The organism is Phytopseudomonas daroniae (assembly GCF_004327275.1).
Taxonomy (GTDB): domain Bacteria; phylum Pseudomonadota; class Gammaproteobacteria; order Pseudomonadales; family Pseudomonadaceae; genus Aquipseudomonas; species Aquipseudomonas daroniae.
In genome coordinates this window covers 232,686-259,683 of record NZ_QJUJ01000007.1, presented here as the reverse complement: position 1 = coordinate 259,683, position 26,998 = coordinate 232,686, and the positions used below count along the sequence as shown (strand labels likewise).

At 59.1% G+C, this 26,998-nt stretch carries 21 protein-coding genes and 2 pseudogenes; 10 read left to right on the top strand and 13 right to left on the bottom strand.

Annotated elements, in window-relative coordinates:
- Nucleotides 1-5: 5 nt before the first annotated feature.
- From DNK10_RS17645 to DNK10_RS17620, 6 genes and pseudogenes are all read left to right on the top strand, one after another.
- Nucleotides 6-728 carry a GntR family transcriptional regulator gene (locus DNK10_RS17645; RefSeq protein ID WP_131192441.1) on the top strand — a complete coding sequence of 241 codons (723 nt, stop codon included), beginning with the start codon at nt 6-8 and terminating at the stop codon, nt 726-728.
- 93 nt (nt 729-821) lie between these two features.
- Nucleotides 822-2,141 (top strand): NAD(P)/FAD-dependent oxidoreductase, encoded by a 1,320-nt coding sequence (locus DNK10_RS17640; protein ID WP_131192466.1) that lies wholly within the window; start codon nt 822-824, stop codon nt 2,139-2,141.
- A gap of 188 nt (nt 2,142-2,329) precedes the next feature.
- A pseudogene (locus DNK10_RS17635) lies at nt 2,330-2,629 on the top strand (MFS transporter); the annotation flags it as partial.
- 79 nt (nt 2,630-2,708) lie between these two features.
- On the top strand, nt 2,709-3,611 hold the full coding sequence (locus DNK10_RS17630; protein ID WP_131192440.1) for a dihydrodipicolinate synthase family protein: 903 nt from the start codon (nt 2,709-2,711) through the stop codon (nt 3,609-3,611).
- A 1-nt stretch (nt 3,612) separates the two neighbouring features.
- Nucleotides 3,613-5,103 (top strand): aldehyde dehydrogenase, encoded by a 1,491-nt coding sequence (locus DNK10_RS17625; protein ID WP_131192439.1) that lies wholly within the window; start codon nt 3,613-3,615, stop codon nt 5,101-5,103.
- A gap of 386 nt (nt 5,104-5,489) precedes the next feature.
- Complete coding sequence (locus DNK10_RS17620; protein ID WP_131180559.1) at nt 5,490-6,467, top strand: SDR family oxidoreductase; 978 nt, start codon at nt 5,490-5,492, stop codon at nt 6,465-6,467.
- Here DNK10_RS17620 and DNK10_RS17615 read toward each other — a convergent pair.
- The 3 genes and pseudogenes from DNK10_RS17615 to DNK10_RS17605 form a co-directional block, all read right to left on the bottom strand.
- Nucleotides 6,444-8,050 (bottom strand): annotated as a pseudogene (locus DNK10_RS17615) (alpha-amylase family protein). The gene DNK10_RS17620 and the pseudogene DNK10_RS17615 overlap by 24 nt on opposite strands.
- The gene (locus DNK10_RS17610; RefSeq protein ID WP_131180704.1) at nt 8,047-9,582 is read right to left on the bottom strand and encodes an alpha-amylase family glycosyl hydrolase; all 1,536 of its coding nucleotides are present in this window, start codon (nt 9,580-9,582) and stop codon (nt 8,047-8,049) included. The pseudogene DNK10_RS17615 and the gene DNK10_RS17610 overlap by 4 nt, the downstream one beginning before the upstream one ends.
- A 32-nt stretch (nt 9,583-9,614) precedes the next feature.
- Nucleotides 9,615-9,995, bottom strand: a complete 381-nt coding sequence (locus tag DNK10_RS17605) for a termination factor Rho (protein ID WP_131180557.1) — start codon at nt 9,993-9,995, stop codon at nt 9,615-9,617.
- A gap of 196 nt (nt 9,996-10,191) precedes the next feature.
- Here DNK10_RS17605 and DNK10_RS17600 point away from each other — a divergent pair, with 196 nt between their 5' ends.
- Both DNK10_RS17600 and DNK10_RS17595 read left to right on the top strand, forming a co-directional pair.
- A complete protein-coding gene (locus DNK10_RS17600) occupies nt 10,192-11,049 on the top strand; it encodes a glucose 1-dehydrogenase (protein ID WP_131192438.1) in 858 nt (285 codons plus the stop codon).
- A gap of 43 nt (nt 11,050-11,092) precedes the next feature.
- Nucleotides 11,093-11,767, top strand: coding sequence for a DUF2238 domain-containing protein (locus DNK10_RS17595; protein WP_244216277.1), 675 nt, complete (start codon nt 11,093-11,095; stop codon nt 11,765-11,767).
- On the opposite strand, the gene DNK10_RS17590 is transcribed toward DNK10_RS17595, so the two are convergent.
- The 9 genes from DNK10_RS17590 to DNK10_RS17550 form a co-directional block, all read right to left on the bottom strand.
- Entirely contained in the window at nt 11,758-12,525 is a 768-nt protein-coding gene (locus DNK10_RS17590) for an alpha/beta hydrolase family protein (RefSeq protein ID WP_131192437.1), read from the bottom strand. The genes DNK10_RS17595 and DNK10_RS17590 overlap by 10 nt on opposite strands.
- The gene (locus DNK10_RS17585) at nt 12,515-13,606 is read right to left on the bottom strand and encodes a DUF3182 family protein (protein WP_131192436.1); all 1,092 of its coding nucleotides are present in this window, start codon (nt 13,604-13,606) and stop codon (nt 12,515-12,517) included. Before DNK10_RS17585 ends, DNK10_RS17590 begins: the two co-directional genes overlap by 11 nt.
- A 238-nt stretch (nt 13,607-13,844) precedes the next feature.
- Nucleotides 13,845-14,150, bottom strand: a complete 306-nt coding sequence (locus DNK10_RS17580) for a DUF2149 domain-containing protein (RefSeq protein WP_131180553.1) — start codon at nt 14,148-14,150, stop codon at nt 13,845-13,847.
- On the bottom strand, nt 14,150-14,626 hold the full coding sequence (locus DNK10_RS17575) for a MotA/TolQ/ExbB proton channel family protein (RefSeq protein WP_131180552.1): 477 nt from the start codon (nt 14,624-14,626) through the stop codon (nt 14,150-14,152). The genes DNK10_RS17580 and DNK10_RS17575 overlap by 1 nt, the downstream gene beginning before the upstream one ends.
- Nucleotides 14,623-18,495: a cobaltochelatase subunit CobN gene (cobN, locus tag DNK10_RS17570; protein WP_131192435.1), complete on the bottom strand. Its 3,873-nt coding sequence runs from the start codon at nt 18,493-18,495 to the stop codon at nt 14,623-14,625. Before cobN ends, DNK10_RS17575 begins: the two co-directional genes overlap by 4 nt.
- A gap of 1 nt (nt 18,496) precedes the next feature.
- Nucleotides 18,497-20,383 (bottom strand): TonB-dependent receptor domain-containing protein, encoded by a 1,887-nt coding sequence (locus tag DNK10_RS17565; protein WP_244216281.1) that lies wholly within the window; start codon nt 20,381-20,383, stop codon nt 18,497-18,499.
- A gap of 547 nt (nt 20,384-20,930) precedes the next feature.
- A complete protein-coding gene (locus DNK10_RS17560) occupies nt 20,931-21,182 on the bottom strand; it encodes a hypothetical protein (protein WP_131192433.1) in 252 nt (83 codons plus the stop codon).
- Nucleotides 21,183-21,378: 196 nt separating this feature from the next.
- Nucleotides 21,379-22,755, bottom strand: a complete 1,377-nt coding sequence (locus DNK10_RS17555; RefSeq protein ID WP_131180548.1) for a GntP family permease — start codon at nt 22,753-22,755, stop codon at nt 21,379-21,381.
- 147 nt (nt 22,756-22,902) lie between these two features.
- The gene (locus DNK10_RS17550) at nt 22,903-23,427 is read right to left on the bottom strand and encodes a gluconokinase (protein WP_131180547.1); all 525 of its coding nucleotides are present in this window, start codon (nt 23,425-23,427) and stop codon (nt 22,903-22,905) included.
- Nucleotides 23,428-23,617: 190 nt separating this feature from the next.
- On the opposite strand from DNK10_RS17550, the gene gntR reads away from it, so the two are divergent.
- On the top strand, nt 23,618-24,643 hold the full coding sequence (gene gntR, locus DNK10_RS17545) for an HTH-type transcriptional regulator GntR (protein ID WP_131180546.1): 1,026 nt from the start codon (nt 23,618-23,620) through the stop codon (nt 24,641-24,643).
- A 127-nt stretch (nt 24,644-24,770) separates the two neighbouring features.
- Here the strand turns inward: gntR and DNK10_RS17540 are convergent, their stop codons facing one another.
- Nucleotides 24,771-25,790 (bottom strand): zinc-dependent alcohol dehydrogenase family protein, encoded by a 1,020-nt coding sequence (locus tag DNK10_RS17540; protein WP_131180545.1) that lies wholly within the window; start codon nt 25,788-25,790, stop codon nt 24,771-24,773.
- Between the two features lie 240 nt (nt 25,791-26,030).
- Here DNK10_RS17540 and DNK10_RS17535 point away from each other — a divergent pair, with 240 nt between their 5' ends.
- Nucleotides 26,031-26,948, top strand: coding sequence for a LysR family transcriptional regulator (locus tag DNK10_RS17535; protein WP_131192432.1), 918 nt, complete (start codon nt 26,031-26,033; stop codon nt 26,946-26,948).
- Nucleotides 26,949-26,998 lie beyond the last annotated feature (50 nt).

The following is a 26,998-nucleotide window of genomic DNA, read 5'->3' as shown; positions in this document are numbered from 1 at the left end:
AGTCCATGAAAGCTCATTCCGAAGCCGACAACCTCGTCATCGACATTCCCCTGGATCGCAAGACGGTTCTCGGTGATGCGCTGCGCCGTCGAATTCTGAGCATGGAACTGGCACCTGGTGCCGTCGTCGACGAGATCGCTCTGTGCAATGAGTTCGGCCTTTCCCGGCCTCCTGTCAGGGAACTGCTGCGGCAGATCGCAGCGGAGGGCTACATCGAACTGGAGGCTAATCGTGCGCCGCGCGTTGCCTCGATGAACCACGAATCCCTGCACAGCTTTTACCTGGCTGCACCACTGATCTACATCGCGACCACGCAACTGGCAGCGCTACATGCCTCGGCCGCGGAAATCGAAGTGCTCAGAGGGATTCAGGAACAGTTTCGCCAGGCCATCGAAGAGAAGGATGTCGAGAATCGTGTCATCCATAACGACGAGTTCCACCTCGAGATCGGCAGGATGGCACACAACGATTACCTCATGCCCAGCCTGCGACGTTTGCTGATCGACCATGCGCGGCTTGGAAAAATCTTCTACCGACACCCCACTACCGATGACATGCAACGCGATCTGGAGATCGCCTGCGACCAGCACGACCAGATGATCGACGCTATCGAACGGCGTGACCCGGATACCGCTGCGATAGTTGTGCGCGCGCACTTCGAGCTGTCGCGTCGTCGCATGGCGGAATACGCCGCACCAGCCGGTGTCGAGGTGGCATTGACGTTTTAGGAACCCAAGCGCTGGTGGTCTCACCTGATCATGAGTCATTTCACGCAAGGGATAGTTAACCAAAGCTCAAACAATAAAGTTAGGTTTCCCGAAATGACCAGAGTGACCCACTTGCCTGCCGATGATTCGACCTGCGGCTGGTTCCATCTCAGTAAACCCAGGCAACCAAAACCTGCCCATAGCGGCAAGAGCTCCGCTCGCTGGGTCATCGTAGGAGCTGGCTATGTAGGCCTTGCAGCGGCTCGGCAGTTGGCACTGCATTATCCCGGCGACGAGATCATTCTGATCGAGGCCCAGGAGGTCGGTTTCGGGACAGCCGGGCGCAACGCCGGATTCGCTATCGATCTCCCCCATGATATCGGGGCCGAAGACTATATCGGCGACATCGCTGTCGCTAGAACCTCGATGAAGCTCAACCTCACAGGCCAGTCGATGCTCACCGAACTGGTCGAGCGTTATTCCATCGAGTGCCAGATGAAAGCCTGCGGCAAATACCAGGCGGCCGTGGAGGATCGCGGCGTAGCAGTGCTGGATGCCTACCGCCGTGGTTTGGACAAGCTGGGCCAGCCGTATGAAATGATCGAGGCGGATGAGCTGCCCAGCCATATTGGCACTCGCTTTTATCGCAAGGCACTTTTCACTCCGGGCACCGTGCTCCTCCAGCCGTCCGCTCTGGTCAAAGGCTTGGCTGACTCGCTACCGAGCAATGTGACCCTCTACGAACACACGCCCATTACCGATGTGGAGTATGGCGACAAAGTCGTTCTGACTCACAAGAACGGCAGCATCACCGCCGACAAGCTGATCCTCAGCACCAACGCGTTCGGCATGAGCTTCGGTTTCCTGAGGGGCCGCATGCTCCCGGTATTCACCTACGCCAGCATCACTCGGCCATTGACCGACGACGAGCAGGCTCGCCTCGGCGGCAAGCCCTTCTGGGGTGTGATACCCGCCGATACCTATGGCACCACGGTACGCCGCACACCGGACAACCGTCTGCTGATTCGCAACAGTTTCAGTTTCAACCCGGACGGCCAGAGCAAAAGCAAATTCAACGAGCGTTTCGTGCGCAACCATCGCGCCTCCTTCGCCAACCGCTTCCCAATGCTGCCCGACGTCGAGTTCGAATACACCTGGGGCGGCTCTCTTGCGTTGTCGAGAAACCACACGAGCCAGTTCGGTGAGTTGGCTCCCAACGTCTACGGCGCACTTTGTTGCAACGGCCTCGGCGTAACTCGCGGCACAGCTACCGGCAAGTTGCTTGCCGATTGGCTGGCGGGCGAACGTACGGAGATGACCGAGTTTCTGCTGGGCTCACCCGGTCCGAACAGAAATCCGCCGGAGCCCTTTCTTTCTTTCGGTGTGAATTTCAATTTGAAGTGGGGCCAGCACCGCTCGGGCCGGGAAATATAGGCACTCGAACATTTGATACATGCAACGTTTTTTCTTGCGCGGCAATGATTTCTTGGCCTGCGAAAGACAAGGAATGCCAACCGTAATTTAGGTGGTGGCTTAAGGAAACTTCAGAACTGAAGCATTTCAGTTCTGTGGATTCGCTCAGCCTGAATTTACCCGGCAGCTCTTAGAACCTGGAGACAATAATGACAACATCTACTACCTCGATCGAAGATGTACCGCTCAACCGGTTTCACCAACTTCTGACCATACGCTCCGGCGGCGGATCGTTCGTTGACGGCTACGTGCTGAGCATCATTGGCGTATGCATGGTGCAAATGACTGCGGCTCTGGGCCTCAGCAGCTTCTGGCAAGGCATGATTGCAGCGTCTGCGCTGATCGGCATTTTCTTCGGTGGCTTCCTGGGCGGCTGGCTGACCGATCGCCTGGGCCGCAAGAAGATCTTTTTCGTTGGCCCATTGCTGTTCATCACAAGCCGCTTCGCTGACCTAAACCACCCTCCGCGCCAGTTAATCCAGAGATAGGCGCGACAGATAGAAGCTGAACCCCACAGGAGAACGCACCGTGAAATTTGAAGGCATCTATACCCCGGCAATCACCCCGCTGACCGCTGACGGACAGATCGACTCGTCGGCATTCGCTGAAGTGCTCGAGTACCTGATCGAGTCCAAGGTTCACGGCATCATCATCGGCGGCTCCACCGGCGAGTACTACGCGCATACGGCCCAGGAGCGTTTCGACCTCGCTGCCAAGGCCAAGGACGTGATCAACGGTCGCCTGCCGCTGATAGTAGGAACCGGCGCCATTCGCACCGAAGACTCGGTGGCGTTCGCCAAAGCCGCCAAGGAAATCAAGGCTGATGCGCTGCTGGTCGGCACCCCGCCTTACGCCCTGCCAACCCAGCAGGAGATCGTCACCCATGTGAACGCGGTGGACAACGCAGCCGGCCTGCCGATCATGCTCTATAACTACCCGGGCCGCATGGGCGTGGCCATGGGTGACGAGGTGTTCTCTGCCCTCGCTGGCAACAAGAACATCATCGCCATCAAGGAAAGCACTGGAGATGCCGCCAGCCTGCACCTGCTGGCCAGCAAGTACCCGCAAATCGCCCTTTCCTGCGGCTGGGACGACCAGGCGCTGGAGTTCTTCGCGTGGGGGGCACGCAGCTGGGTCTGCGCCGGCTCCAACTTCATTCCGAAGGAGCATGTGGATCTGTACCAGGCGTGTGTGGTCGAAAACGACTTCGTCAAAGGTCGCCGCATCATGACCGAGCTGCTGCCCCTGATGGACTTCCTGGAGACAGGCAAATTCGTGCAGTCGATCAAGTACGGCAGCGAAGTCGCGGGTCTAAAAACTGGCGGCGTGCGTGCCCCGCTGCAGTCGCTGAGCGGCGACGAGAAACAGACCCTTAAAGAGATCATCACTGTACTCAAGCGTAACGTCGCAAAAATCACCGAGGGCGTATGACATGGCTGAATTGCTGAGCAAAGAGCAATACGCGGCGATTGCCGCAAAACTCAACTTTCCGACCCAGGCATTCATCGACGGCGCGTTCCGCGATTCCGTCTCGGGCAACACCTTCGCCACCACCAACCCGGCAACCGGCAAGCTGCTGGCCAATATCGCCGCAGGCGACAGCCACGACGTCGACCTGGCCGTGGCCAGCGCCAAGAAAGCATTCGACGACGGCCGCTGGAGCAAGCTCTCGCCGGGCGCGCGTAAAGGCGTTCTGCTGCGTTTCGCGCAACTGCTCGAAGACAACGCCCACGAGCTGGCGGTGATCGAAAGCCTGGACAGCGGCAAACCGATTCAGGAATGCCAGAACGTCGACGTGCCGGAGACCATTCACACCATACGTTGGCATGCCGAACTGATCGACAAGATCTACGACAGCACCGCCCCGACTGGTTCAGGTGCAGTGACCATGGTGGTACGTGAGGCCATTGGCGTGGTCGGCCTGGTGCTGCCCTGGAATTTCCCGCTGCTGATGCTGGCCTGGAAGATTGCACCGTCGCTGGCCGCTGGTTGCTCTATCGTGGTCAAACCAGCCAAGGAGACGACCTTGAGCGCACTGCGCGTGGCTGAACTGGCCCACGAAGCGGGCATACCCGCAGGTGTGTTCAACGTGGTACCTGGTGGCGGTCGCGAAGTCGGCGAACCGATTGGTCGTCATCCGGACATCTCGGCAGTCAGCTTCACTGGTTCTACCGACACCGGTCGCCTGTTTCTCAAGTACGCAGCCGAATCGAACATCAAGCGCGTGGTGTTGGAACTGGGTGGCAAGAACCCGGCCGTAGTGATGAACGACGTCGAAGATATCGACAGTGTCGCGCAGCACTTGGTTGCCGGTGCATTCTGGAACATGGGTGAGAACTGTTCGGCCTCGTCGCGGCTGATCGTGCATGCCGATGTCAAGGATGCCCTGCTCGAACGCATGAAAGTGCAGGTGCGTGACTGGAAGCTGGGCGACCCGCTGGATCCCGAGAACCGCCTGGGCGCCATGGTCAGCAAGTCGCATTTCGAGAAGGTACGTTCGTACCTGGAGTATGCGGTCGAGCAACAACTTGATGTCGTCGAGGGTGGCAATGCCCGCGAAGGCGTGTTCATCGAGCCGACCATCGTCGATGGCGTGAGCCCTGACAGCCGGTTGTTCAAGGAAGAGATCTTCGGCCCTGTGCTGAGCGTCACCACCTTCGATACCATCGACGAGGCCATCGAACTGGCCAACGATACCGTCTATGGCCTCGCGGCCTCGGCCTACACCAGCAACCTGCGCAACGCACTGCGCCTGTCCCGGGAGATTCGCGCCGGCATCGTGACCGTCAACTGCTTCGGCGAAGGCGACGCCTCGACGCCGTTCGGAGGCTATAAAGAGTCGGGCTTCGGCGGTCGTGACAAGTCGCAATGGGCGCATGATCAATACACCGAGATCAAAACCATCTGGATCGACGCGTCGTAATTACAGGCAACATCCCTCACAAGTAGAAGTGCCACCACCGTCCCACGCAACCGGTGGTAGGCACCGTCAAAGAAATCGGCGAACTGGTAGCAGCGCTCAAGGAAGAGCACTCAATGCTGCTGCGCCGACGGCCTGACTCTAACCGGTCGCCGAATTCACCCTGAGAAGCGAGTTATAGCCAGGTATGCACATCACCGGAGAGTAGTCTAGTCCTCCACTCATCGATACCGAGATTAAGGCTCTGATCAATGCTACGTAGGAGGTGATGGTGAGGAGGATATTTCCGCTGATGCGGTGATTATTTGAGCGTAATTTCTCTTTGTCCTTCTGATTGAACCCCATGCAGCTGCATGTCTCTACTCCTCGAGTGCCTGAGAGGAATACGAATGAAAGACCTTGATTGTCCGGTGGTGGTGATTTGCGGTGCCAGTGCTGGTGTTGGGCGTGCCACCGCCCATGCTTTCGCTGCCGCTGGCTATTCCATCGGGTTGATCGCACGCAGCGATGAAGGTTTAGCGCTGACAGTCGAGGAGTTGCAGTCTTACGACGTGGCCGCTTTGGCGATCAGTGTGGACGTGGCCGAAGCGGAAGCTCTTGCCCTGGCGGCACAACGATTCGAAACGGAACTCGGGCCGATCGACGTCTGGATCAATTCGGCAATGGTGACGGTCTTCGCTCCGGTTGAGCAACTGACACCGGGTGAAATCAAGCGGGTCACCGAGGTGACCTATCTGGGCACTGTTCATGGCACCTTGGCGGCGCTTTCGTTTATGCGTTCGCGCAACCGTGGCGTCATTATCCAGGTGGGCTCGGCGCTTGCGTATCGCGCGATCCCATTGCAATCGGCCTATTGCGGCGCAAAGTTTGCGGTACGGGGTTTTACCGACTCACTACGATGCGAGCTCATCCACCAACGCAGCAACATCAACGTTTGCATGGTTCAACTTCCCGCCATGAACACACCTCAGTTCGATTGGGCGTGCAATAAACTTGGCAAGCGCGTGCAACCTGTACCGCCGATCCACGACCCTTACGTTGCCGCGCGAGCCATTCTCAGCGTCGTCAATGCTCCGCCGCGAGAGCTTTGGCTTGGAATGACGACCATCAAGGCAATCATGGGAACCCTGTTTTTTCCAGGCTTGCTCGATCGACTCCTGGCGCGTCGCGCATGGTCGGGCCAGATGGTGGACAATACTCAACCAACGCCTCAGGCAGGAAACCTGTTCGAACCCGTAAACGGCCTGCATGAAGTGCGTGGACGTTTCACCCGTAATTCGCGCAAGCGCGCATGGGGATTGAGTTCAAGTCGTGTAATCGCTGTCTTGGCAATCACCGCAGCCTTACTGGTCTTGTTGATTCTCTGACGGCGTGCGGACGCGCCTGAACCAGCGATAGCCATACGGATTGATCGATAGGCCTGTTGCACGCTCATCCATGTAGGACGTGTCAGCGATAATTTCCGAGAATCCATCAAGGTCGACGGATACCTCGGCTATCGTGCTGCCGAGATTGGCCAACATGAGCGAAATAGGGTCTTCGCCATGGCTGATTGCAAAGACAGCGGGATGCTGTACATCCAATAACCGCACTCTCCCCTTGCCGACTTCCGGCAAGTTAGCACGCAGGCGCAGCAGATCAGAGACTCGATCAAGCATGGAGCCCGGGATGCGCTGCTGTGTCGTCACGTTGAGTGTCTGGTAGGCGAAAGCGCCTCGGTCGATAACCGGCATGGCGAGTTTCCCGGTAGAGCTGGAAAAACCTGCATTGGCCTTGTCGGACCATTGCATGGGTGTGCGTACCGCAAGGCGCTCGGGCAGATCCAGATCGTCTCCCATTCCGATCTCGTCGCCATAGCGCAGCACCGGTATGCCGGGCAACGAAAGCAGCAGCGCCTGAGCCAACAGTTGGCGATGGACATCCCCGTCAAGCATCGGTGCCAACCGGCGGCGAATGCCGCGCCCATACAGGCGCATGTCTTCTTCCGGGGCAAAGATACGCATGACTTCCTCACGTTCTGCTTCGCTCAGACGCTCCAGATCCAATTCGTCATGATTGCGCAGCCACACTGCATAGCCGGCATTGTCTGGCGACTGCGGCCTGCGTTCGATGGCTCGCTGAAGCGGCTCAGCCTGCCGAGTGGCCAAGGCCAGGAATATATGATTGTTGAGCCAGAAATCGAGCACCAACCCCATACGCTGGCCATTACCGAGGTAATGGGGAAAGCGCTCGGGTTCAACGTCCACTTCGCCCAGCAGAATGGCTTGGGGATTGAGGCGGATCATGAAGGCATGAAGCCGTTCCAGTAACCACACGCCCTGCTCTTCTTTGCCGCCACCCGCCTGCTCAACCATATGCGATGCCGCATCAAGGCGGAAACCATCGATACCCAGCGCCAGCCAGCGAGCCATGATCCGCTCGATTTCCTCGATCACGTGCGGGTTGGTCAAATTCAAATCCGGCTGATAACGGTAAAACAAGTGCCGGTAATACTGCCCCGCCTGCTCATCCCACTGCCAGATGCTGTCTTCGACTGATGGAAAGATGGGTGTGTTGCCATCATCGACTGGCAGATCCGACCAGATAAAATAATCGCGATATGGACTATTCCGATCCTGCCGCGCCTTCACGAACCATGGATGCAGGTCGGACGTGTGCTGCATGACAAGTTCCAGCCGCGCTGCTTCATCTCACGAACCAGTGCTTTGAATTGTGCTTCGCTGCCGAAGCGCGGGTTCAGGGCGAGATGGTCGGTGACGTCGTAGCCCGCGTCGCGCCATGGCGATTCGTAGATCGGCATCAGCCACAACGTTCCGATACCCAGACCTTGCAGGTAGTCCAGCTTTTCGATGATGCCGCCCAGATCTCCCCAGCCGTCGCCAGTGCTGTCAAGAAACAGGGAGGGGTCAATCTGATAGATCAGCGTGTTCAGATGCCAATGGGCATTCATGCGTCGCTCCTGCAAAGAACCACAGCCTGCTCAGGTGCCAGCCAACCAGTGAATGGCTGCCCTTCACCATGACCATCGCTTGCCACCTGCACCCGCCAGGGTTCGGCAAGCGAAAAAACCTGATCCGTTTCGCTGAAGTTGATGCACACCAGGCGTTCGTCGTCTTCGTACCAACGCCGATAGGCCAAAACCTGTGGGTGCGACGGCAGTTCTTGCCAATTGCCTAGCCGCAGCGCATTGCTGACGCGTCGACAGGCGAGCAGCCGTCGATACAGGGCAAGCGTCGAAGTCGATTGATGATGTTGAGACTCTACCGACAACAGGCCGGCGCGAGGCGCAAACGGCAACCAGGTCGGCGCACCCTTCCAGCCGTGAGGGGCTTTCGCTGTCCACGGCAACGGTGACCTGCTGCCGTCGCGGCCACCCGGGTCGACACGGGAATGCTCGTTGACCTCGATATCTTCCAGGCCAAGCTCCTCTCCCTGAAAGATGAATGGCGTGCCGCGCAAGCTGAGCAGCAGCACAGCGGCGGCCTGAGCCCGACGCAACGAGCCTCCGTATCGGCTGCGATGGCGACTGTTGTCATGGTTGGAGAGTACCCAGGTAGGCCATGCCAGCAACGGCCCCAGCTCATTTTCCACTTCACGGATGCAGAGACGGAAGAGTACGGGATCCCAGCTAGCATCCAACGGCGGAAAGTTGAATGACATATGCAATTCGTCGCTGGCCCCGTAATAAGCCGCAACCTGGCGCGTGGAGCGAATGTTGACCTCGCCGATCAGCACGCGATCACCGGGATAACCGTCCACCAGCCGCCGCAGGCCTCGGAGCACCTCATGACTGTAAGGCTGGTCGTTGATATGCACCATGGCCTCCCCGGCCAGGCACCGCGGGTCATCTTCGAAATGCGGATCCTTACCGACGCAATGCACCACATCGATCCGGAAACCATCCACTCCGCGCTTGAGCCAGAAGTGCAACACGTCATGCATGGCCGCGACCACTTCCGGGTTGTGCCAGTTTAGGTCGGGCTGCTGGGGCAAGAAAAAGTGCAGATAGTACTGCTGGCTGCCTTCATGCCATGTCCAGGCGCTACCGCCGCCGATGGCTGCTCGCCAGTTGTTGGGCTGGTCACGCCAGATGTACCAGTCACGCTTTGCACTGTCGCGGCTAGCCCGCGATTCAACGAACCAGGGATGCTGATCGGAGGTGTGGTTAGGGACGAAATCGAGCAGTATTTTCAGGCCCCGCTGGTGAGCCTCGTCGATGAGTGTGTCGAGATCGTCAAGGGTGCCAAAGAGCGGATCGACATCGGTGTAATCACAGATGTCGTAACCGGCATCGCACATGGGCGAACGAAACACCGGGGATATCCAGAGCGCATCGACACCCAGTGCCTTCAGGTAATCGAGGTTCGCACTGATGCCACGGATATCGCCGACACCGTCACCATTGCTGTCGGCGAACGAGCGCGGATAAACCTGATAGATCACCGCGCTCTTCCACCATAGATGGTCGTTCGCTTCTGCCATGCAAACTCCTCGACTATCCCGTTTCTGCTGCATCAATGGTGTTCGCGCAGGGCCTTGATCAGCTGTGCTTTGCTCATGCTGGAGCGACCCCGAATATCCTTGCTGCGAGCCTCTTTCAGCAGACTTTGCTTGGTCTGGGTGTCCAGTGAAGGCTGGGAGGTGCGGGAATGCCCTTCACGCGTTTTGGCGGCGCGCTTGGCCGAATCCGAGCGTGCGGTCTTTTTTTCGCTCGACGATGTTTTCTTACCCGAGCCACCCGATTTCTCACCGCCTCCGGATTGCTTGTTAACGGTTGCCCAGGCACGGGCTTCGGCTTCGTCACTGGACACACCCTTGTCCTCGTAACTCTCTTCAATATGCTGCGCCTTGCGCTTTTGCTCCTCGGTATATTTGTCTTTGCTTCCACGTGGCATGGTGATCACTCCCGGATAGCCCTTGGTTTAGGTATGAAGCTAGCCTTGGTGCGTGAGTGCCACCGGATGGACGAACGGCTCGTGGCTCACATGAACCTTTCGTCGAGATGTCATACGATTTGCTCCAACTTTCATGCATTGCCAGTTTTCCCAAAAGAACAGCGGCAGGATTCCCCTGTTCAAAGGAGAGACAGCAATGCGTACCTACCCTACTCCGCCCTTCCCCGCCCAGCCCCAGCCAGTGCCGGGCTCACAGCGTAAAATGGAGCCCCTGCCGGACTGCGGCGAACACACCTATACCGGCAGTGACCGCCTGAGCGGCAAGGTCGCACTTATCACGGGAGGTGACAGCGGTATCGGCCGCGCAGTGGCAATTGCCTTCGCCCGGGAGGGTGCGGACGTGGCCGTTGCCTATCTGCAAGAAGACGAGGACGCCCGCGAAACCGCCCGCTGGGTCGAACAGGCCGGACGGCAATGCTTACTGTTACCCGGAGACCTGGCGGATAAGGGGGTATGCCAGGACATCGTGGCAAGAACCGTGGAGCAATTCGGCCGCATAGATATTCTGGTCAACAACGCCGCTTTCCAGATGAGCCGTCAATCGCTCGAGGAGATTCCCGATGAGGAGTGGCTCAGAACCTTCGACGTGAACATCACCGCCATGTTCCGCCTGTGCCAGGCGGCTGTGCCGTCCATGCCGCGTGGCGGCTCGATCATCAACACCACCTCGATCAATTCCGATGCCCCCACACCCACGCTGCTCGCCTATGCGACCAGTAAGGGCGCGATCGCCAATTTCACTGGTGGGCTTGCACAATTGCTGGGGCCTAAAGGTATTCGAGTCAACAGTGTCGCGCCCGGCCCGATATGGACGCCGTTGATCGTATCCACGATGCCGCAGGAGTCGGTGACCACCTTCGGTGAACAGACGCCCTTGGGTCGGCCCGGTCAGCCGGTTGAGGTGGCACCGATCTTTGTCTTGCTGGCATCCGATGAAGCCAGTTACATATCGGGCTCAAGGTATGGCGTAACCGGCGGAAAACCCATCCTGTGAACCAGGCCGTGGGGTTGAATAGGTCTAGACTTTTGATAGCTGGGTGATTGCCATTATTTCCAGGCGTCCTGACAATTTGACTCTGCCAACAGCCACGCCGGCTCAGGCCTCGACTCTGCTGGCCTTGGCAGTGGCTGCCGTGATCTGCTCCGGCATAGCGCCGCATAGCCGTGTGGACTGGCTTGTCGAAAATACTCTGCCGGTCGGGCTGTTGCTCGGGCTCGCCGCAGTCTGGCGGCACCTGCGGCTGTCATGCGCGGCTTATCTGGCAATCTTGCTGATGATTGGCGTACATGAACTAGGCGCGCATTTCACCTATGCCGAGGTGCCCTATGAGAAATGGATTCATGACCTCACGGGCCACTCGTTAAGTTCACTGATGGGCTGGCAACGCAATCAGTTCGATCGTTTGGTACACCTAAGCTACGGCGTTCTGTTCTTCATCCCTTTCAGGGAAATTATCTATCGCCAGACCACGCTACGCGGTGCCTGGCTGGCACTGATGGCCGTGAGTCTGATTCTGGCGACATCGGCATTGTATGAATTGATCGAATGGGTGGGAGGCCAATATCTGGGCGATGATCAAGCCGAGGCCTTCCTCGCGACGCAGGAAGACCCATGGGATCCACAGAAAGATATGGCCTTGGCTCTGCTAGGCGCGCTAACCAGCCTTATGGTGATAGAAGGCCGTCTATTTTTTAGAGTGGTTCATGAATAATACGCTGAATAATAGGGGTACTCCGCCGTGCGCGATTCCACAATCATTTCACTTATCCAACTGGTCAATATCGACGTATAGGCTTTTTGATCACTGTCTTGAGTGAGCGCATGATCGGCACCGGTCATTATTCGATGTGTCAATGAGTGTGCTTTCTCAAAAGAGGATCGATAGTTCATCAACGTGGCATGAGGTATGTAATCGTCGAACTCCGACTCCACCAGCAGTACGTCACCGGTGAACCGTGAGCAGGCAGTCAACGCTCTGTTTTCGAGCGGTGTGACGACTGTACGTCGGTACTGCGCCAAGCGGTCGCGATCGAGCAGTTGCTTGGGGCTACTCCACTCGTCGTCCCAATACAGCGCCGGCACACGTAGCGCCAGCCAGCGTACGGCGCGTAACTCGCTGAGAATGGCGGACAGGTAACCGCCATAGCTGGTACCGATGACCGCTATCTTGTCGGAATCGATGGTGGGCAAGCTCACCAGGCGGTCATAGGCGGCGAGGAGATCGGCCAGGCTATCTTCGCGGGATACGCTCTGTCTGCTGGCGGCAGTCTGTTCGTGCCCGCGCATGTCGAAAGTCAGGCATACACAGCCAAATCCGGCGATACCTTTCGCGCGGGCCAGGTCACGCTGCTGGCTGCCGCCCCAGCCATGAACAAAGAGCACGCCAGGCACCTTGCGCTCGGGCGACATCAGGGTGCCAGCCATGAGTTCGTTGCCCACCTCGATGTTTATCTTTTCGCTATAGGCCATCGGTTTCAACCTTCACATATCTGCTGAGCGTGCCATGGGGCGCGATGCTGCAACGTTGAAGCAGCTGCGCTCCCACGGGCGCATCATCGTGATAAGACTCGTAGGTGCTGGCACATACACGCGACAACTGTGGGTTTTGTTGCAGGGCCTGAAGGGCAAAGAGTTCCGCGGCGCTGGCACCGCCGATCCGCCAGGACTGCTCCAGGACTCCTGAGCGCTGGCGGCCAAGGTGATCGATGCCCTGGGCGATATCATAGTTACGCCGTGAGGCGATCAATCCATAGCATTCAAGCGCTGCCTGCTCGTAGCACTGCGCCTGATCAATGGCCTTGCGGGCTTGGGCGTCGAGCGGCAAGGACTGCAGCGCGGCATAGTCGCCGCGCACGACGCTCAGTTCCGAGCCACCGTACACCTCATGACCGCAGTCATCACGGGTCAAGCGCTGAGTTCCGAAATAGCTGGCGGTAATACCTGCAACGGTCACCTGCCCAACGCTGAAGGTTGCGACACTTTCCAGCTGCTCCTCGAATACCAGTCCCCATTTGGCCACTTCTTCAACATCCTGACCGACAAGGCAGGCATCCAACTGAGCCTGGTCGGCAATCAATTCCTGACCCAGCCCAGCTTTGCCCCGTACCGGCTTCATTCTGACCGGCCCGTTGCGCAGCAGCAGTATCGCTGCGCGCCGTGCGTCCTGTAGATCGAACACCGTGTAACCAGCCAGAACCACCGATGCAACCTGCTGATGAAAATCGGTGCACCATCCCTCGGGCACGCATAGTGGCTTGTCGATCAATGGGTGGCTGATGGCTTTGGTCGCCATGAAGGCTTGCGGCACCGCGCCGCCGAAAAAGTCGTCCGCGTTGCTTATGCCGAGTCGACTCATGCTCTGCATACCGACCAGGGTTTCAGCTGGCACCCAGTAGCAATCACCCTCAGCAGGATTCCCATCTCGCCAGCCCAGCAAGGGAATTGCCAGTAACGACGCCAGCTTTTCGCCCAGCAATAGCTGGATCGCAGCATCATGCTCAGGTATTGGCGTGTCCATGGTGATCAGTGCAACCCCTGCCTTGCTGGTCATCGCCGAACCGCCCTGCGCCCTGCGCCTAAGGAGTCCATGGCGAACTGATTTTGCTGGCTGCGGGTCATCACACGCACTCCTATCAGTTGATGTATCAGGACGGCTTATCGTTGGGTCGTCAGGCAACATCACGGCCAGTCGAACTGCGGCTGTGGATTGCTGGCGTTAAAGTTAGGAAGCAGGCTGTAACGGTGAAGTTCAACTCATTGGAGTAACGGTACAGGGCTGGCTGGAAGTCTTATTCAGGCACGTAAATCATCCGCCCATCATTCAGGCGGTAAGTCACACCGGCCTTTGCACCCTGCCCTTCACCAATCTCTCCACTGGACTGGTACTCCTTCAGCTCCTGGCCGTCCTTGACCAGCATCCGCATGTTCGCCTCACCTGGGTTCTCGATGACGATGACCTTGTCCTGGGTGAAGGGATTGAGCGGATTCTTGACGATGATGATCAGCAAAATACCGATGATCACCAGGAACAGGTCGATGAGGTTGACCATGGAGACGATCGGATCATCGGCATCGTCGTGTTCGAGAAAGCGCATCAACGATTCTCCTGCAAACGCTCGATGGCTCGCAGTTCCTGGAGTAACCATCGACGGCGTATGGTGAGGATGAAGAAGGTGATGCTGGCCGCAACCAGGGCGAGAATCACGGCAGAAAAAGCCACCACCAGATTATCGGCAATGCCTTGAGCATCGTTCTGCGTCAGAGCGAGCAGCGTCGGCCCCATCGGAATCATGGTCGCCACCAGGCCGAGCATCGGTGCGCTGCGCGAGGTAATGCGCAACCATTCCAGGCGACCCATGATCCATAGTTCGAGGTCGTCACTACTACCGCCATGAACGCGCTGATAGCGCACAAGCGCTGGTTGGTACTGCCCCTTACGTCGCTGGAAGGCCTCGACCAGGAAAGCTCCCAAGGCCACGAAGGCATATGCCAGTGCCGCCATGATCAGCAGCAAGACGGGCACGAGGAAAAGACGGGTTAGTTCGTAGAGACTGGTTTCGAAAGTATTCATGTCGCGTCCTGTACAAATCGTTTGCTCGAAAGCTGTTGACGGCCGGCAAACCACTGCCTGGCAGCCCCCCAAAAGATACAGGCAAGCAAGGCGCAGGCGCCCAGCCATAGGGCCCAGGGAAACGGAGGGGGCTCGGCAGGTTGCACTTCGTGCAGCACCTGGCCTTGCACGGTTTCACCTGCACCTTGTGCTGCATTGCTGGCAGCAGGATTGGCGAGACCGAAGCCACTGCCCATCTGCTGTACGAACTCGGTGGTGAGCGGCGCGCCGGCATCGGCCTCATGCTGTTCCGTCAGTTCCGTCCAGCGCTGCGCCAGTTCGCGGCGAGTCTGTTCCGGAGCATCCCAATAGCCCTTGCGTATGGCTTCAGCCATGCGCTCGATGAGCTGAACTTGCGCAGTCGGATTGTGTTGCTCGAACCATCGATCGAGTTGCAGATCGCGCTTGTCCATGACGTAGGTGTCGTGAAGCGCTTGCCACTGATCCGCCCGCACCGTGGAGGGATCGGCTGCCTGCCAACCAAACAGGTTGTTGGTGACGTCGAGGAGCTCCAGGGTACCGGCGTAGCCCTCCTCCTTCATGGCACTGATCCATTGCGGGTTCAGATAGCGACTGCGCAGTTCGCTGGCCAGGAACTCGGCGGCACCGCTGGTACGCGGCTGGGCCTTGCGCAGATCGGAGATATAGAGCGCCGGGCTGGCACCATCCAGGTGCCGGACAGCCGCAGAAAGGCCGCCAAGGAACTCGAAAGGATGATCGGTGGAAAGCACTCCGTTGAGTTCGCTGGAACGCGCCATGACCGCAGCCTGCACACCTTTGAGGTGCTCGGCGAAGAGGTTGTGGCCTTCGAGCTTCTGGCCCCATCCCGACGCGCTATATCCATACTGCAAGCGTGCGAGGAACTGCTCGGCAATAGCCGAGTCACCTTCCCACTTGGTCGAGTCCAGCGCCAACCGAGAGACGCCGGTACCGTAATCGCCAGCCTCGTTGCCGAATACCCTTACCCGCGATAGCTGCAGAGCACGCTCGGGCTCCACGCCCTCTGCGCGCAGTCGCATTGCCACGGACTGGCTATTGGCAAAAACGCTATTCCCTGGTTCATCCAGCTGGGCAAGCTGCTCGAACGTATCAGCCAGCAGGCGCATGAACCCGTCGAACTGATCGCGATAAACACTGGTTACCTGAACCACTGCATCGATACGTGGACGCCCCAACTCGCGTGCGGGAATGATTTCCAGGCCGGTTACCCGTCCCCCCGCATCCCATATAGGACGCAAGCCGAGCGCATGCAGTACCTGGCTCTCGAGAACGCCCAGATGACGCATCGCCTCCGATGACCAGAGACTGAAGGCGAGTTTGCTCGGATACTGGCCGCCGTGCTCACGTCGATAGCTGTCCAGCAGTTGCTCGAGGGCAACCTCGCCACTGGCATAGGCCGAGCGTGTCGGTAGCTTGTCAGCCTCGAAGGCATAGAGATTACGGCCGCTGGGTACCTGCGGGTTGCGTATGGGATCACCGCCAGGGCCTGGGGCGATGAAACCGCCCGCAAGGCCGGCGAGCAAGGCCTGCATCTCGCCAGGATTGGCCAGGTGCCGTTCCAGGTCGCGGGCGCGCTCGATCTGTTCACGCAACCTTGCGTTGTCGATCTGCGCGATCGCCGCAGGCTGACTCAGGTAACGCTCCAGGGTGCGATACGGCAGGCTGGCTTTAAGCGCCGCAAAATCCTCGGCCAGCGGTTCGTCGGTGGATACCCCGAGAGCCTGAAGATAGGGCTCCCCCAGTTGCTGCAGGACAGTGGCCAGTCGCTGCTCCGGGGTGGCCGGCAAGCCGAAGGTGTGCAGCCCCAATGGCGTGTTGGCTTCGGCCAGGTCATGGACATGCTCATGCAACGCAGCCAGAAACGCCCCGAAATCGGCACGTATGCGAGTCTCGTCCCAGCCGATGTCACGGCCCAGGTCGTTGTCCAGCGCTAAAAGGCGTATCCGCTCTGCCGTTTCGTCACGTACCGCACCCTCATCCAGTTGCTGATACTCGTGAAGCAACTCATGCAGGTCGCGCAATTCGTCGTAAAGACCTGCCGGGGCAAATGGCGGCGTCTGGTGGCTGACGATGACTGCCCTGCCCCGACGTCTGGCCTGCATCGCCTCACCGATATTGTCCTGAATGTAGGGATAGAAGACGGGTAAATCGCCCAGTGCCAGAAAGGGATAGTCGCTGGCAGCCAGGCCACGATCCTTGCCGGGCAGCCACTCCTGAGTACCGTGGGTACCGAAATGGATCAGCGCATTTGCCTTGAAGCCTTCTCGCAGATACAGATAAGCCGCGAGATAAACATGATCAGGCGGCACCTTGGCGTCGTGATAGGCCTCGCCCGGACGACCTGCCCGTGGCGGCTGTGGCATGAGTATCAGCTTGCCCAGGCGCATTGCAGGAATGACGAACTGCTGTTCACCATCGACCTCGCGTAATGCCCAATGTACCGAAGGCTCTCCCCAGCGCGCTCGCAACTGCTGCTGAACGACTCGTGGCTGCTGCGCCAGCCAGGCCTGATAGGCGGAAAGCGGCAAGGTTATGGCCAGCCTTTTCTCGAGCAATCGATCCAGGGTTTGCGGATGGTAATAGCCGCCGAGAAGCTGCCTGGCAGCGTCGATCAGCTGTTGCTCCGATTGCTCGTGAACGTCGTAGCCGGCGACCGCCAGCTCGTGCAGCAGATGCTGCAGACTTCTGGGTACGTTGAGATTGGAAGCCGCGATATTGCGTTCGCCGTCCGGGTGGTTCCAGAACATCAGGGCCAGACGCTTATCTGCCGGTGAGGTGTGGCGCAGGCGAGCAAGGCTGTCGACCTTGCCCAGCAGAATCTCGACCTGCTCGTCCAAAGCCAGAGGTTCACCGCCTTCAACGGCACCGATGACCAACGGATCGCTCATGCCCCAGCTCTCGGGCACGCTCAACAGCGTGGCCGCAGTGCGTGGCGAGATACCGCTGCCGGCTTGGCGCCAATGCTCGCGATCACCTTCGCGCGAGACCAGGGTCGCGATAACCGGTATCCCAAGCGCGAGGAACTCGGCTTTTCTGGCCGGCGCGTTTTGCATGTGCTGCAGGTTGACCAGCACATCGGCATGCCAGGGCTTGAGAAGCTTCTGCAAGGCTTGCGGATCACTGTCATCGAACCAGAACACCAGCGGTGCCTGACCATGACGCTCGCTGCGCAGAACCAGATCATCGATCAGGCGCAACTGCGCATCGACTATGGCGCCACGGTGGATGGCGAACGCTACTCGAGGGGCCTTTCCAGGCCATCGCGCTGCTCCCCATGCCAGATAATCCTCCAGGCGCTCGAATACTTCCGGGGCTTGCGGATGATAGATACCGGACTTGCCCAGGAGCTCGGGCTTCGGTATGTCATCAGACGCAGCCCCCGTCTGGTAGGCCTTCAGATAAAGAAAGAAATGGCGCAGGTTACGCTCACCGCCATTGCCGTAGTAAGCAGCAAGGCGCATCGCCACGGGTGCAGGCAGATTGCCGAATGCTGGCGGACCGCCGCCAACACGTAGCCAGGGCGTACTGGTGGCCGTCAGTTCGTCACCTAACGCCTGTTGCATCTCCGCCAGGTCGCTCGGGCGTGGCGTATCGAGAAGCACCAGGCGAGCCCCCTGCAGCGAACCGTCTATATCCGGCAAGCGTTTGGACAGGTGTTCGGATTGCAACGATAGTCCGGCCTCCTGCCCCCACTGCTGCAAGCGATCGAGCTTGCCTTGCAGAACGAAATCAGTTGTCAGGATGCGGACATCGGCTTTCGACTCACGCGCCTCGGCTACCGCCGAGCCCGCTATCAACAGGGCCAGCAATGCATAGAAGTACTGGCGCATCTCAGAAACTCAGGTTCAAACCGATATGCAAGGTACGACCAGGCTCGGCGAAGGTGAATGCGTCTTCTGTATCGCTGAAGTCTCTATCGGTCAGGTTCTCGATGCCGCCGCGCAAGGTCAGGTTCTCGGTCAGCGATTGGCTCATTTCCAGATGCCAGAGGCTATAGGCAGGCATGGAGTAGGTGCTGCTCCCCGAGTAACTCAACTGACTGCCGACATATTCGCCGCGGATCTGGGCGTTGAAGCCACTGTTGGGCTTCCACTGCAATGTGGTGTTGCCCAGGTGTCGGGAACGATCACCCAATCGACGCCCGGCGCTACGGTCAATGGCATCGAGGTAGGTGTAGTTGAGATCCCAGCGCAGGTTCTGCGGCAGATCCACCCCGCCGCCCAACTCGAGCCCCCGGATGCGTGCCTTGTCGACGTTTTCGTAATTGCGAACTTCCAGCCGCCGTATGCCACAGGAGGAGACGCAACGGGTCTGGATCAGACCGTGCACGTTGTTCTGGAACACCCCGGCGTTGGCCGACCAGCCCTGCCCCTGATAATCGGCACTGAATTCGTAGGTGGTGTTGATCTCCGGGGCCAGATCCGGATTGCCGTAAATGGTGAACTGTCCGCCGCCGCCCACAGCCGAATAGCCGGGTGATAGCTGCTTCAGCGTCGGTGCCTTGAAACCACGTCCGACGCCTCCCTTCAGAGTCAGGGCGTCATTGACATGGTGCACCAGGTAAGCACGCGGACTCTTCTGCCAACCATATTGCTCGTGGTTGTCGAAGCGGCTACCGAGTACCAGCGACCAGGCGGGGCTGAAAGTTAGCTCATCCTGCAGGAACAGCGCACGGTGGATGGTCTGTGCATCACCGACAAGGAATCCACCGTCCTCCAATTGCTCCTTGCGCCATTCGGCACCGGCAGTAAGCAGATGAGTATCTGCCAGGGGCACGCTGAAACTGCCATCGACGATATCGTCGGTCAGGCGCTGATGGGGTGAGCTCGGGACAACACCGTTGGTGTAGCGGTTGGTGCGTTCCAGTTCGCTACGGTAAGCACGCAGCGAACTGCTCCCCCAGCTCCAGTCACCACTATGGGCAATCGCATAGTGCTCACGCTCGATGCGGTCGCTCGACTCGTAATCGATTGGGCTTGCGCCTGCGCTGCGGGTATTACGCCAACGATCCTCAAGCCCATTGCCATAGGTGAAATCGATACGCTGGGCTTGGTCGGGCGTCCAACTGAGAGTAGCGCTGGCATTGTGCGCATCACGTCCTTCAAGTTCCGACTGCGTGGCATCCAGGTGCAGTGGCGTTTCCTGACGGCGTCGGCTTTCTCCAGTCAGCGACAAACCCAGCACACCTGGCACCAGAGGCCCACCCACATAGGCACCCAACTGGTGGCTTTGCCCACCACGTTCATCCTCTCGCAAACCGCCGCTCAGCAACGCACTGCCTTTCCACTCATCGGTGGCCTTGCGCGTGATGACGTTGATCACACCACCCAGTGCTTCCGACCCATAGAGTGATGACATCGGGCCACGTACGACCTCAATTCGTTCGATGGACTCGACCGGAACCCAGCCCAAATCGAAATCCGAGTGAGCGATGGCACCTGCCGCGGTATTGATGCGCTGACCATTCAGCAAAACCAGCGTGTGGCCACTGTCCATGCCGCGGATGCTGATACCTCTTCGGGTCATCCCCACACCGGTGAACTGCAAGCCCGGTGTGCCACGCAAGGCATCCTCCAGATCCTGCACGGGGCGCTCACTCAACGCTTCACGGGTGATGACCGAGATGCTTGCCGGAGCATCCTTGAGCTGTCGCTCGGTGGAGGTTGCGGTAACGACAAGCTCATCCAGATCGATAGGCGTCGTTGCCGCAGTTGCCATGAACGGCAAAGCAGAAACCAGCGACAAAAGCTGCAGGCGCGGTGAGGTGTAAGACATGGCGCTATCCCCTTCTGAACTGCGTACGCCACTGCCGGCGGCGTACATCAAACAAGCAATTGATCCCCATCTCCGTCAGATTGGAATCGTTATATCATTTCTTTTTAGATTACATTCTGTGCCGCGCGATATGTGGTATCGCGCCTCTCTAGTGGAGGCTATCGATGATGGCAACTCACGAATGTTACTTTATATCATAATAATCCGTGCGTTATTTTACGCTGATGACGCGCTGACGTGTCCGCGCCACGTTTTTGAGGTCAACTTGGTTTGGTTCGCTCAGCCCGGGCGGGAAATGCGGCCGCACTGATGATCAAGGCCAATAGACCTACGCCCGAAGCAGATACTGCCCTTGCCCACCTCGAACGGTATCCACGACCTCGAAATACTGGCCGCACGCGCAGAATTTCCGATGTCCAACCGGCGTTTGAAGTCGCTTGTGCTTATGGTTTTTCTATTTTGAGGGTTTCTGAGATTTCTTCAGGCCCACTCACTCGCGACCCTGATCGAACCAGGCATTCGCTTTGGCGATCACTGCTTTGCGGGCGCTGCCCGGCTCGCTGAATGGCCCTGATATGGTGAACTGCTTGAGCGGCTTTCCGGTGTCGTCCTGGAATGTAGCGATGACCGCTTGAGCGATACCGCCCAATTCGGTTGCCCAGATGAACTCGAGCTGCACGCTGCGTGAGCCGGTTTGGCTGGTGTGAGTGAATACCGGCGCTTTGCTGGTTAAAGTAGGCATGGAGAGCGCTCCGCGATAAATGGCGCCTGATGGCTTCCTGCCACGCAGGGTTAATGGCCGTTTCATACGGCCTCTTGTTCCTTTCGTTACTGTAGGTGATTGAGCGGATACGTCTAGCTTGCATGTTTTCAAACATGAGCGAGGCATTCGCAGCGACCGTTGCGGTTCGCTGCGCATGCCTGATTTGCACCAGCCTCTAGAGGATGAGGCTACCGATTACGGCCAGCAGGAAGGCAATGCCGCCCAGCAGGGTTTCCATCACCGTCCAGGTCTTGAGGGTGGTTTTCTCGTCCATTTCCAGGAAGCGGCTGACCAGCCAGAACCCCGAGTCGTTGACGTGAGACAACACCGTCGCACCGCCGGCAATGGCAACGACGATGAAGCACAGGTCGAACTCGCTCAGCCCTGGTGTGGCAGCAACCATGGGGGCCACCAGTGCCGCTGTGGTGGTCAGCGCCACTGTCGCCGAGCCCTGGGCCACGCGCAGCGCTGCGGAGATCACGAAGGCCGCGAGGATGACCGGCATACCGGTATCCGAGAGGGTCTCCGCCAGGGCATCACCGATACCGCTGGTACGCAGGACACCACCGAACATGCCCCCGGCCCCTGTCACCAGGATGATCGAGCAGATCGGCCCGAGCGCACCTTCACAGACTTTTTCGAGGTGCTTGCGGCTGTGCCAGCCACTGAAGGCGATCAGAGCGAAGAGCACCGTTATCAGCAGTGCCACTGGCGTCTTGCCGATCATCCGCAGGAATTGCACCCAATTACTGCTGCCATCGACCACGCCCATCACGCTGAGGGTATTGAGCCCGGTGTCCAGGAAGATCAGCACGAGCGGCATCAGCAGAATGGTCAGTACCAGCGAGAACCGCGGCGGCGCCACGCTGGTGTCACGCTCGACATCGGTCAGGAAACTGGCCGGTAGCTTGAGATTGAAGCGCTTGCCAGCCCACAAACCGAACAGATAAGCACCGAAGTACCAGGTCGGCAACGCGATCACGGTACCGACGATGACCAGCAAGCCGATGTTCGCGCCCAGCAAATCTGCAGCGGCGACCGGCCCGGGATGCGGCGGTACCAAGGCATGCATCGCCGCAAAGGCACCTGCGGCCGGCAACGCGTATGTCAGGGTCGAGCCACCGAAGCGCTTGGCCACACTGAAGATGATCGGCAGCATCACGATCAACCCGGCATCGAAGAAGATCGGGAAGCCGAACAACAATGAAGCGACACCCAGGGCGAACGGCGCCCGCTGTTCGCCGAACTTGTTGATCAGCGTGTCCGCCAGTACCTGAGCGCCGCCGGTTATTTCCAGCAGTCGGCCGATCATGGCGCCAAGACCGACCAGCAGGGCTACGGCCGCCAGCGTGGTGCCGAATCCGCCGAGTAACGTCGGGACGACGTTGTCGTAGGGGATTTGCGTGACCAGTGCGGTGATGATGCTCACCAGCACTAGCGCCAGAAAGGCATGCAGACGGAAGCGGATGATCATCAACAGCAGCAGAAGGACGGCGCCAGCCGCTATGGATAGAAGCGCTCCGGCGCCGAGAGTGGTGGTCACCTCATTCATGATGAGCGCCCTCCTCTACAGCTGCGGCCATTCGGCAATGCCGAACACGATCATCTTTCAGGGATGGGTAACGGTGAGCTTGATTGACGGTTTTCATGTCGTCTCCACTTGTCTTTGTTATGGGAGAAGCGTGGTTGTGTTGCGTTATCAGCGGGTGTTGCCGGCAGAGCGCCACCAATCGGCGGCCTTCTGACCAAGGGTGTCGATGGGTAGAGTGGCATCGAGAGTCAGCGTAGCGGGCTCACCGCTCGGTGATTCCAGTGTGGCGAACTGACTGTCGATAAGGCTGGCGGGCATGAAATGACCTGGACGGTCGCCCACGCGCCTTGCTGCTTCTTCGCGGGACAGTTCGAGAAAGACGAAGCCCAGGCCGGGGACGGCCTCGCGCAACCGATCACGGTATTTGCGCTTGAGCGCAGAGCAGGCCAGCAGTGGCCGATCATGGGTTTCGAGTGCGCTGGCCAGTTCCTGGCCCAGGCGAGTCAGCCAGTCAGCACGATCCTCATCGGTAAGAGGAACGCCGGTGCTCATCTTCTCGATGTTGGCGGGTGGGTGAAACTGGTCACCCTCGATCAGGTAACCGCCGATATGTTCGACGATCGACTCTCCGACGCAGCTTTTGCCACAGCCGGATACGCCCATGACGACCAACGCGGTTATTGGGTTATCCATATCGCAACTCCAGCGGAAGACAGCGCTATCTTTGAAGATCGTAGACATCTGCAAGACGGCGGCTTCGAATGTTGTAAATGTTATTCGCCAGGGACTAGCTCCCGAGGCCAGATGTGCAATACGCAACATTGCCAAGCCTTCGAGACAGCGCTACCTTAACCATCAATTATGATCGATGACAACCCTTGCGATGAAATCTCCGACGCATAGCAACTCCCGTACCCTGGGCATGCCCACGCTGGCAGAAGTCGCCGAACGTGCGGGTGTTTCCACCATCACTGCATCGCGGGCATTGCGTGGCGTGGCCACGGTGGGCGCCGATCTTGCTGAGCGCGTGCGCATGGCTGCCGACGAGCTGGGCTATGTGGTGAACCCTGCCGCACGCACCCTGGCGTCGGCACGCAGCACGTCGGTGGTGGTGCTGATCCCTTCTCTGTCCAACCAGCTGTTCATCGAGCCGCTGGAGGCGATTCACGAGGTGATGCGCCCGCGCGGTATCGAGGTGCTGATTGGCGATTACCACTATTGCCGCGATGAGGAGGAACGGCTGGTTCGCAACTACCTGCCGTATCGGCCGATGGGCATGCTGCTGACCGGCTTCGATCGCACCGAGGGCACGCGGCATTTACTGAGTGCCAGCCGTATTCCCTGTGTGCACATGATGGAGTTGAGTAGCGCGCCTGGTATCGCCAGCGTCGGTTTTTCGCAACAGGCTGCGGGTGAAACCGTGGCGCAGCACCTGCTGCAGCAGGGCCGAAAGCGGCTCGCCTACATCGCCGCGCAGCTGGATCCGCGGGTGATGCAGCGTGGTGAGGGGTTCCGGCGTACTCTGCAGGCCGCCGGTGTGTATGACCCGGCGCTGGAACTGCTGCATCCCCTGCCCTCATCCATCGCCCTGGGCGGCCAGTTGTTTCGCGAGCTCATGCAGCAGCACCCGGATGTAGACGGCATTTTCTTTTGCAATGACGACCTTGCGCAGGGCGCCTTGTTCGAGGCGCAGCGTTGTGGAGTCGCGGTTCCTGGCCGAGTGGCGCTGGTCGGTTTCAATGACCTGCCGGCTTCCGCGCACACAGTGCCGAGGCTGTCGTCCATCCATACGCCGCGCACCGAAGTTGGCCGTGAGGCGGCCAACCTGCTGCTGAAGATACTCGATGGACGCGCAGCGGCACCGCATATCGATCTCGGTTTCGAATTACGGGTGCGCGAAAGCAGTTAGCTGAGCAGGTGCCCGCTCCCGTCATCAAAGCTTAATCGGTTTCCCGTAGCTTTCGCCATGACACAGGGAAGTGTCGCCCCAAGAAAAAGCCCGGTCAGATGCCGGGCTTCTTTCGCTGCATGCTGGATCACTCCAGTGTCAGTGCGACACGTCCGCGATCCGGGCAGGCTTCCTCCATATAACGGTGCGCTTCGACGAATTCATCGAAGCTGAAGACCTTGTCGATGCGCGGCCTGAGCAAACGGTCAGCGGTGAGCTGGTTGATATGATTAAGCGCCCGTTGCACGGCTGCGCAGTCCTGTTCGATCCCCAGTTCCGAATGCCCGGTAAAATCCAGCACGCAGTGACGGAAGAACTGCAGGTGTTTCTTGAATGCGGCGCAGGCCGGAAACGCGGTATCGTTGCCGCCGTTGATGCCATACAGAATCAGCTTGCCGCGGGTTGCCGCGACATCACCGAGCAGCTTGAGCTGTTGGCCAGCACAGTGGTCGAGAATCACCTCGGCGCCCTTGCCTTCGGTATAGCGTTCGACCTCCAGCACCAGATCCTGCTCTTCGGTGAAGATGATCTTGTCGGCGCCCAGTTCACGCAGGAAATCACGGCTGTCCGGAACGCTCGTCGAGGCGATCACGTTGGCGCCCAGCGCCTTGGCCAACTGCACCGACTGAGGGGCCAGGCAGTGGCAGGCCTCGGTGATCAGCACGTGCTGGCCCGGCTTGAGTTTGGCCAAGTCGACCATGGCGAAGTAGGCAAACAGCAGCGCCGTGTAGTGCACACTGGCTTCCACCGGGCTGAGCACGTCGGGGTAACGGGTCAGGGCAAAGCGCGGCACGACCACACGGTCGCCCCAGGTCGGATAGCGATTGGGAGTGCTGGCCGGGAATGCAGCAACCGGTGTGCCGATCTCGAGGTCGGTAACGCCCTCGCCCACGGCTTCGACGATGCCGGCCAGTTCTGCGCCGACACCTGAGGGTAACTTGGCTTCTTCCGACGCCAGATTCTGACGCCACAGCACATCGCCCCAGCTAACCCCAAGGGCCTGGACGCGTACCAGTACCTCCCCCGCGGCGGGGGTCGGTGTCGGCAATTCTTCGCACTGCAATACGCTGGCGTCGCCGAACTTGTGGAAACGGATCATGCGGGACATCATCACCTCAACTGATCGCGGATTGGATATTCACTGTCATCGACTTTATCTGCAGACCTTCATGCATACTACCCGCCCCGATTGATAGTCGTCATGCCTGGTAGTGATATAGGCAGCTAGAACGTGTGGATATATCGATGATACCGGTGTCTTTCCCAATCTGCTCAAGTGCTCGTACTATTGGCGCACAAGGCTCTCACTAGCGTCCCGCTCTGGCAAGCCCGCACATTTGGTACCCGGATGAACCGCAACGACCTGCGCCGTCTCGATCTCAACCTGCTGATCGTGTTCGAAACGCTCATGCACGAACGCAGCGTAACCCGCGCGGCAGAAAAACTGTTTCTCGGCCAACCGGCGATCAGCGCGGCTCTCTCACGACTGCGCAGCCTGTTCGACGATCCCCTGTTCGTGCGCACCGGTCGCAGCATGGAGCCAACCGCCCGCGCCCAGGAAATCTTCGCTCTGCTTTCGCCGGCGCTCGATTCGATCTCGACGGCGGTCAGCCGCGCGTCGGAGTTCGACCCAGCCACCAGCACGGCGGTTTTCCGCGTTGGTCTGTCCGATGACGTCGAGTTCGCCCTGCTCCCCGCCCTGCTGCGCCGCCTGCGTTCCGAAGCGCCCAACGTGGTGCTGGTGGTGCGCCGGGCCAACTATTTGCTGATGCCCAACCTGCTGGCCTCCGGCGAGATTTCCGTTGGCGTCAGCTACACCGAGGAGCTACCGGCCAATGCCAAGCGCAAGACCCTGCGCCGCAGCAAGCCGAAGCTGCTGCGGGCCGATGCCGTGCCGGGCACCCTGAGTCTTGATGAGTACTGCGCTCGCCCCCATGCCATGGTGTCGTTCGCGGGGGATCTCAATGGCTTTATCGACGAGCAACTGGTGCGTTTCGACCGGACGCGCAAGGTGGTGCTCGCCGTCCCGCAGTTCAATGGTCTGGGCACCTTGCTGGCTGGCACGGATCTGATTGCCGTGGTGCCCGATTACACCGCTGCGACCCTCACTGCGGCAGGTGGTCTGCGGGCCGAGGATCTGCCGTTCGAAAGCAATAGCTTCGAAATGTCCATGGCCTGGCGCGGCGCCCAGGACAACGATCCGGCCGAACGCTGGCTGCGCTCGCGCATCCAGATGTTCTTCGGCGATCCCGACAGCCTCGAATAGTCGAACGTGCATTGCTCCTTGCGCTATGCAAAATAAATAGATAGCTTGCT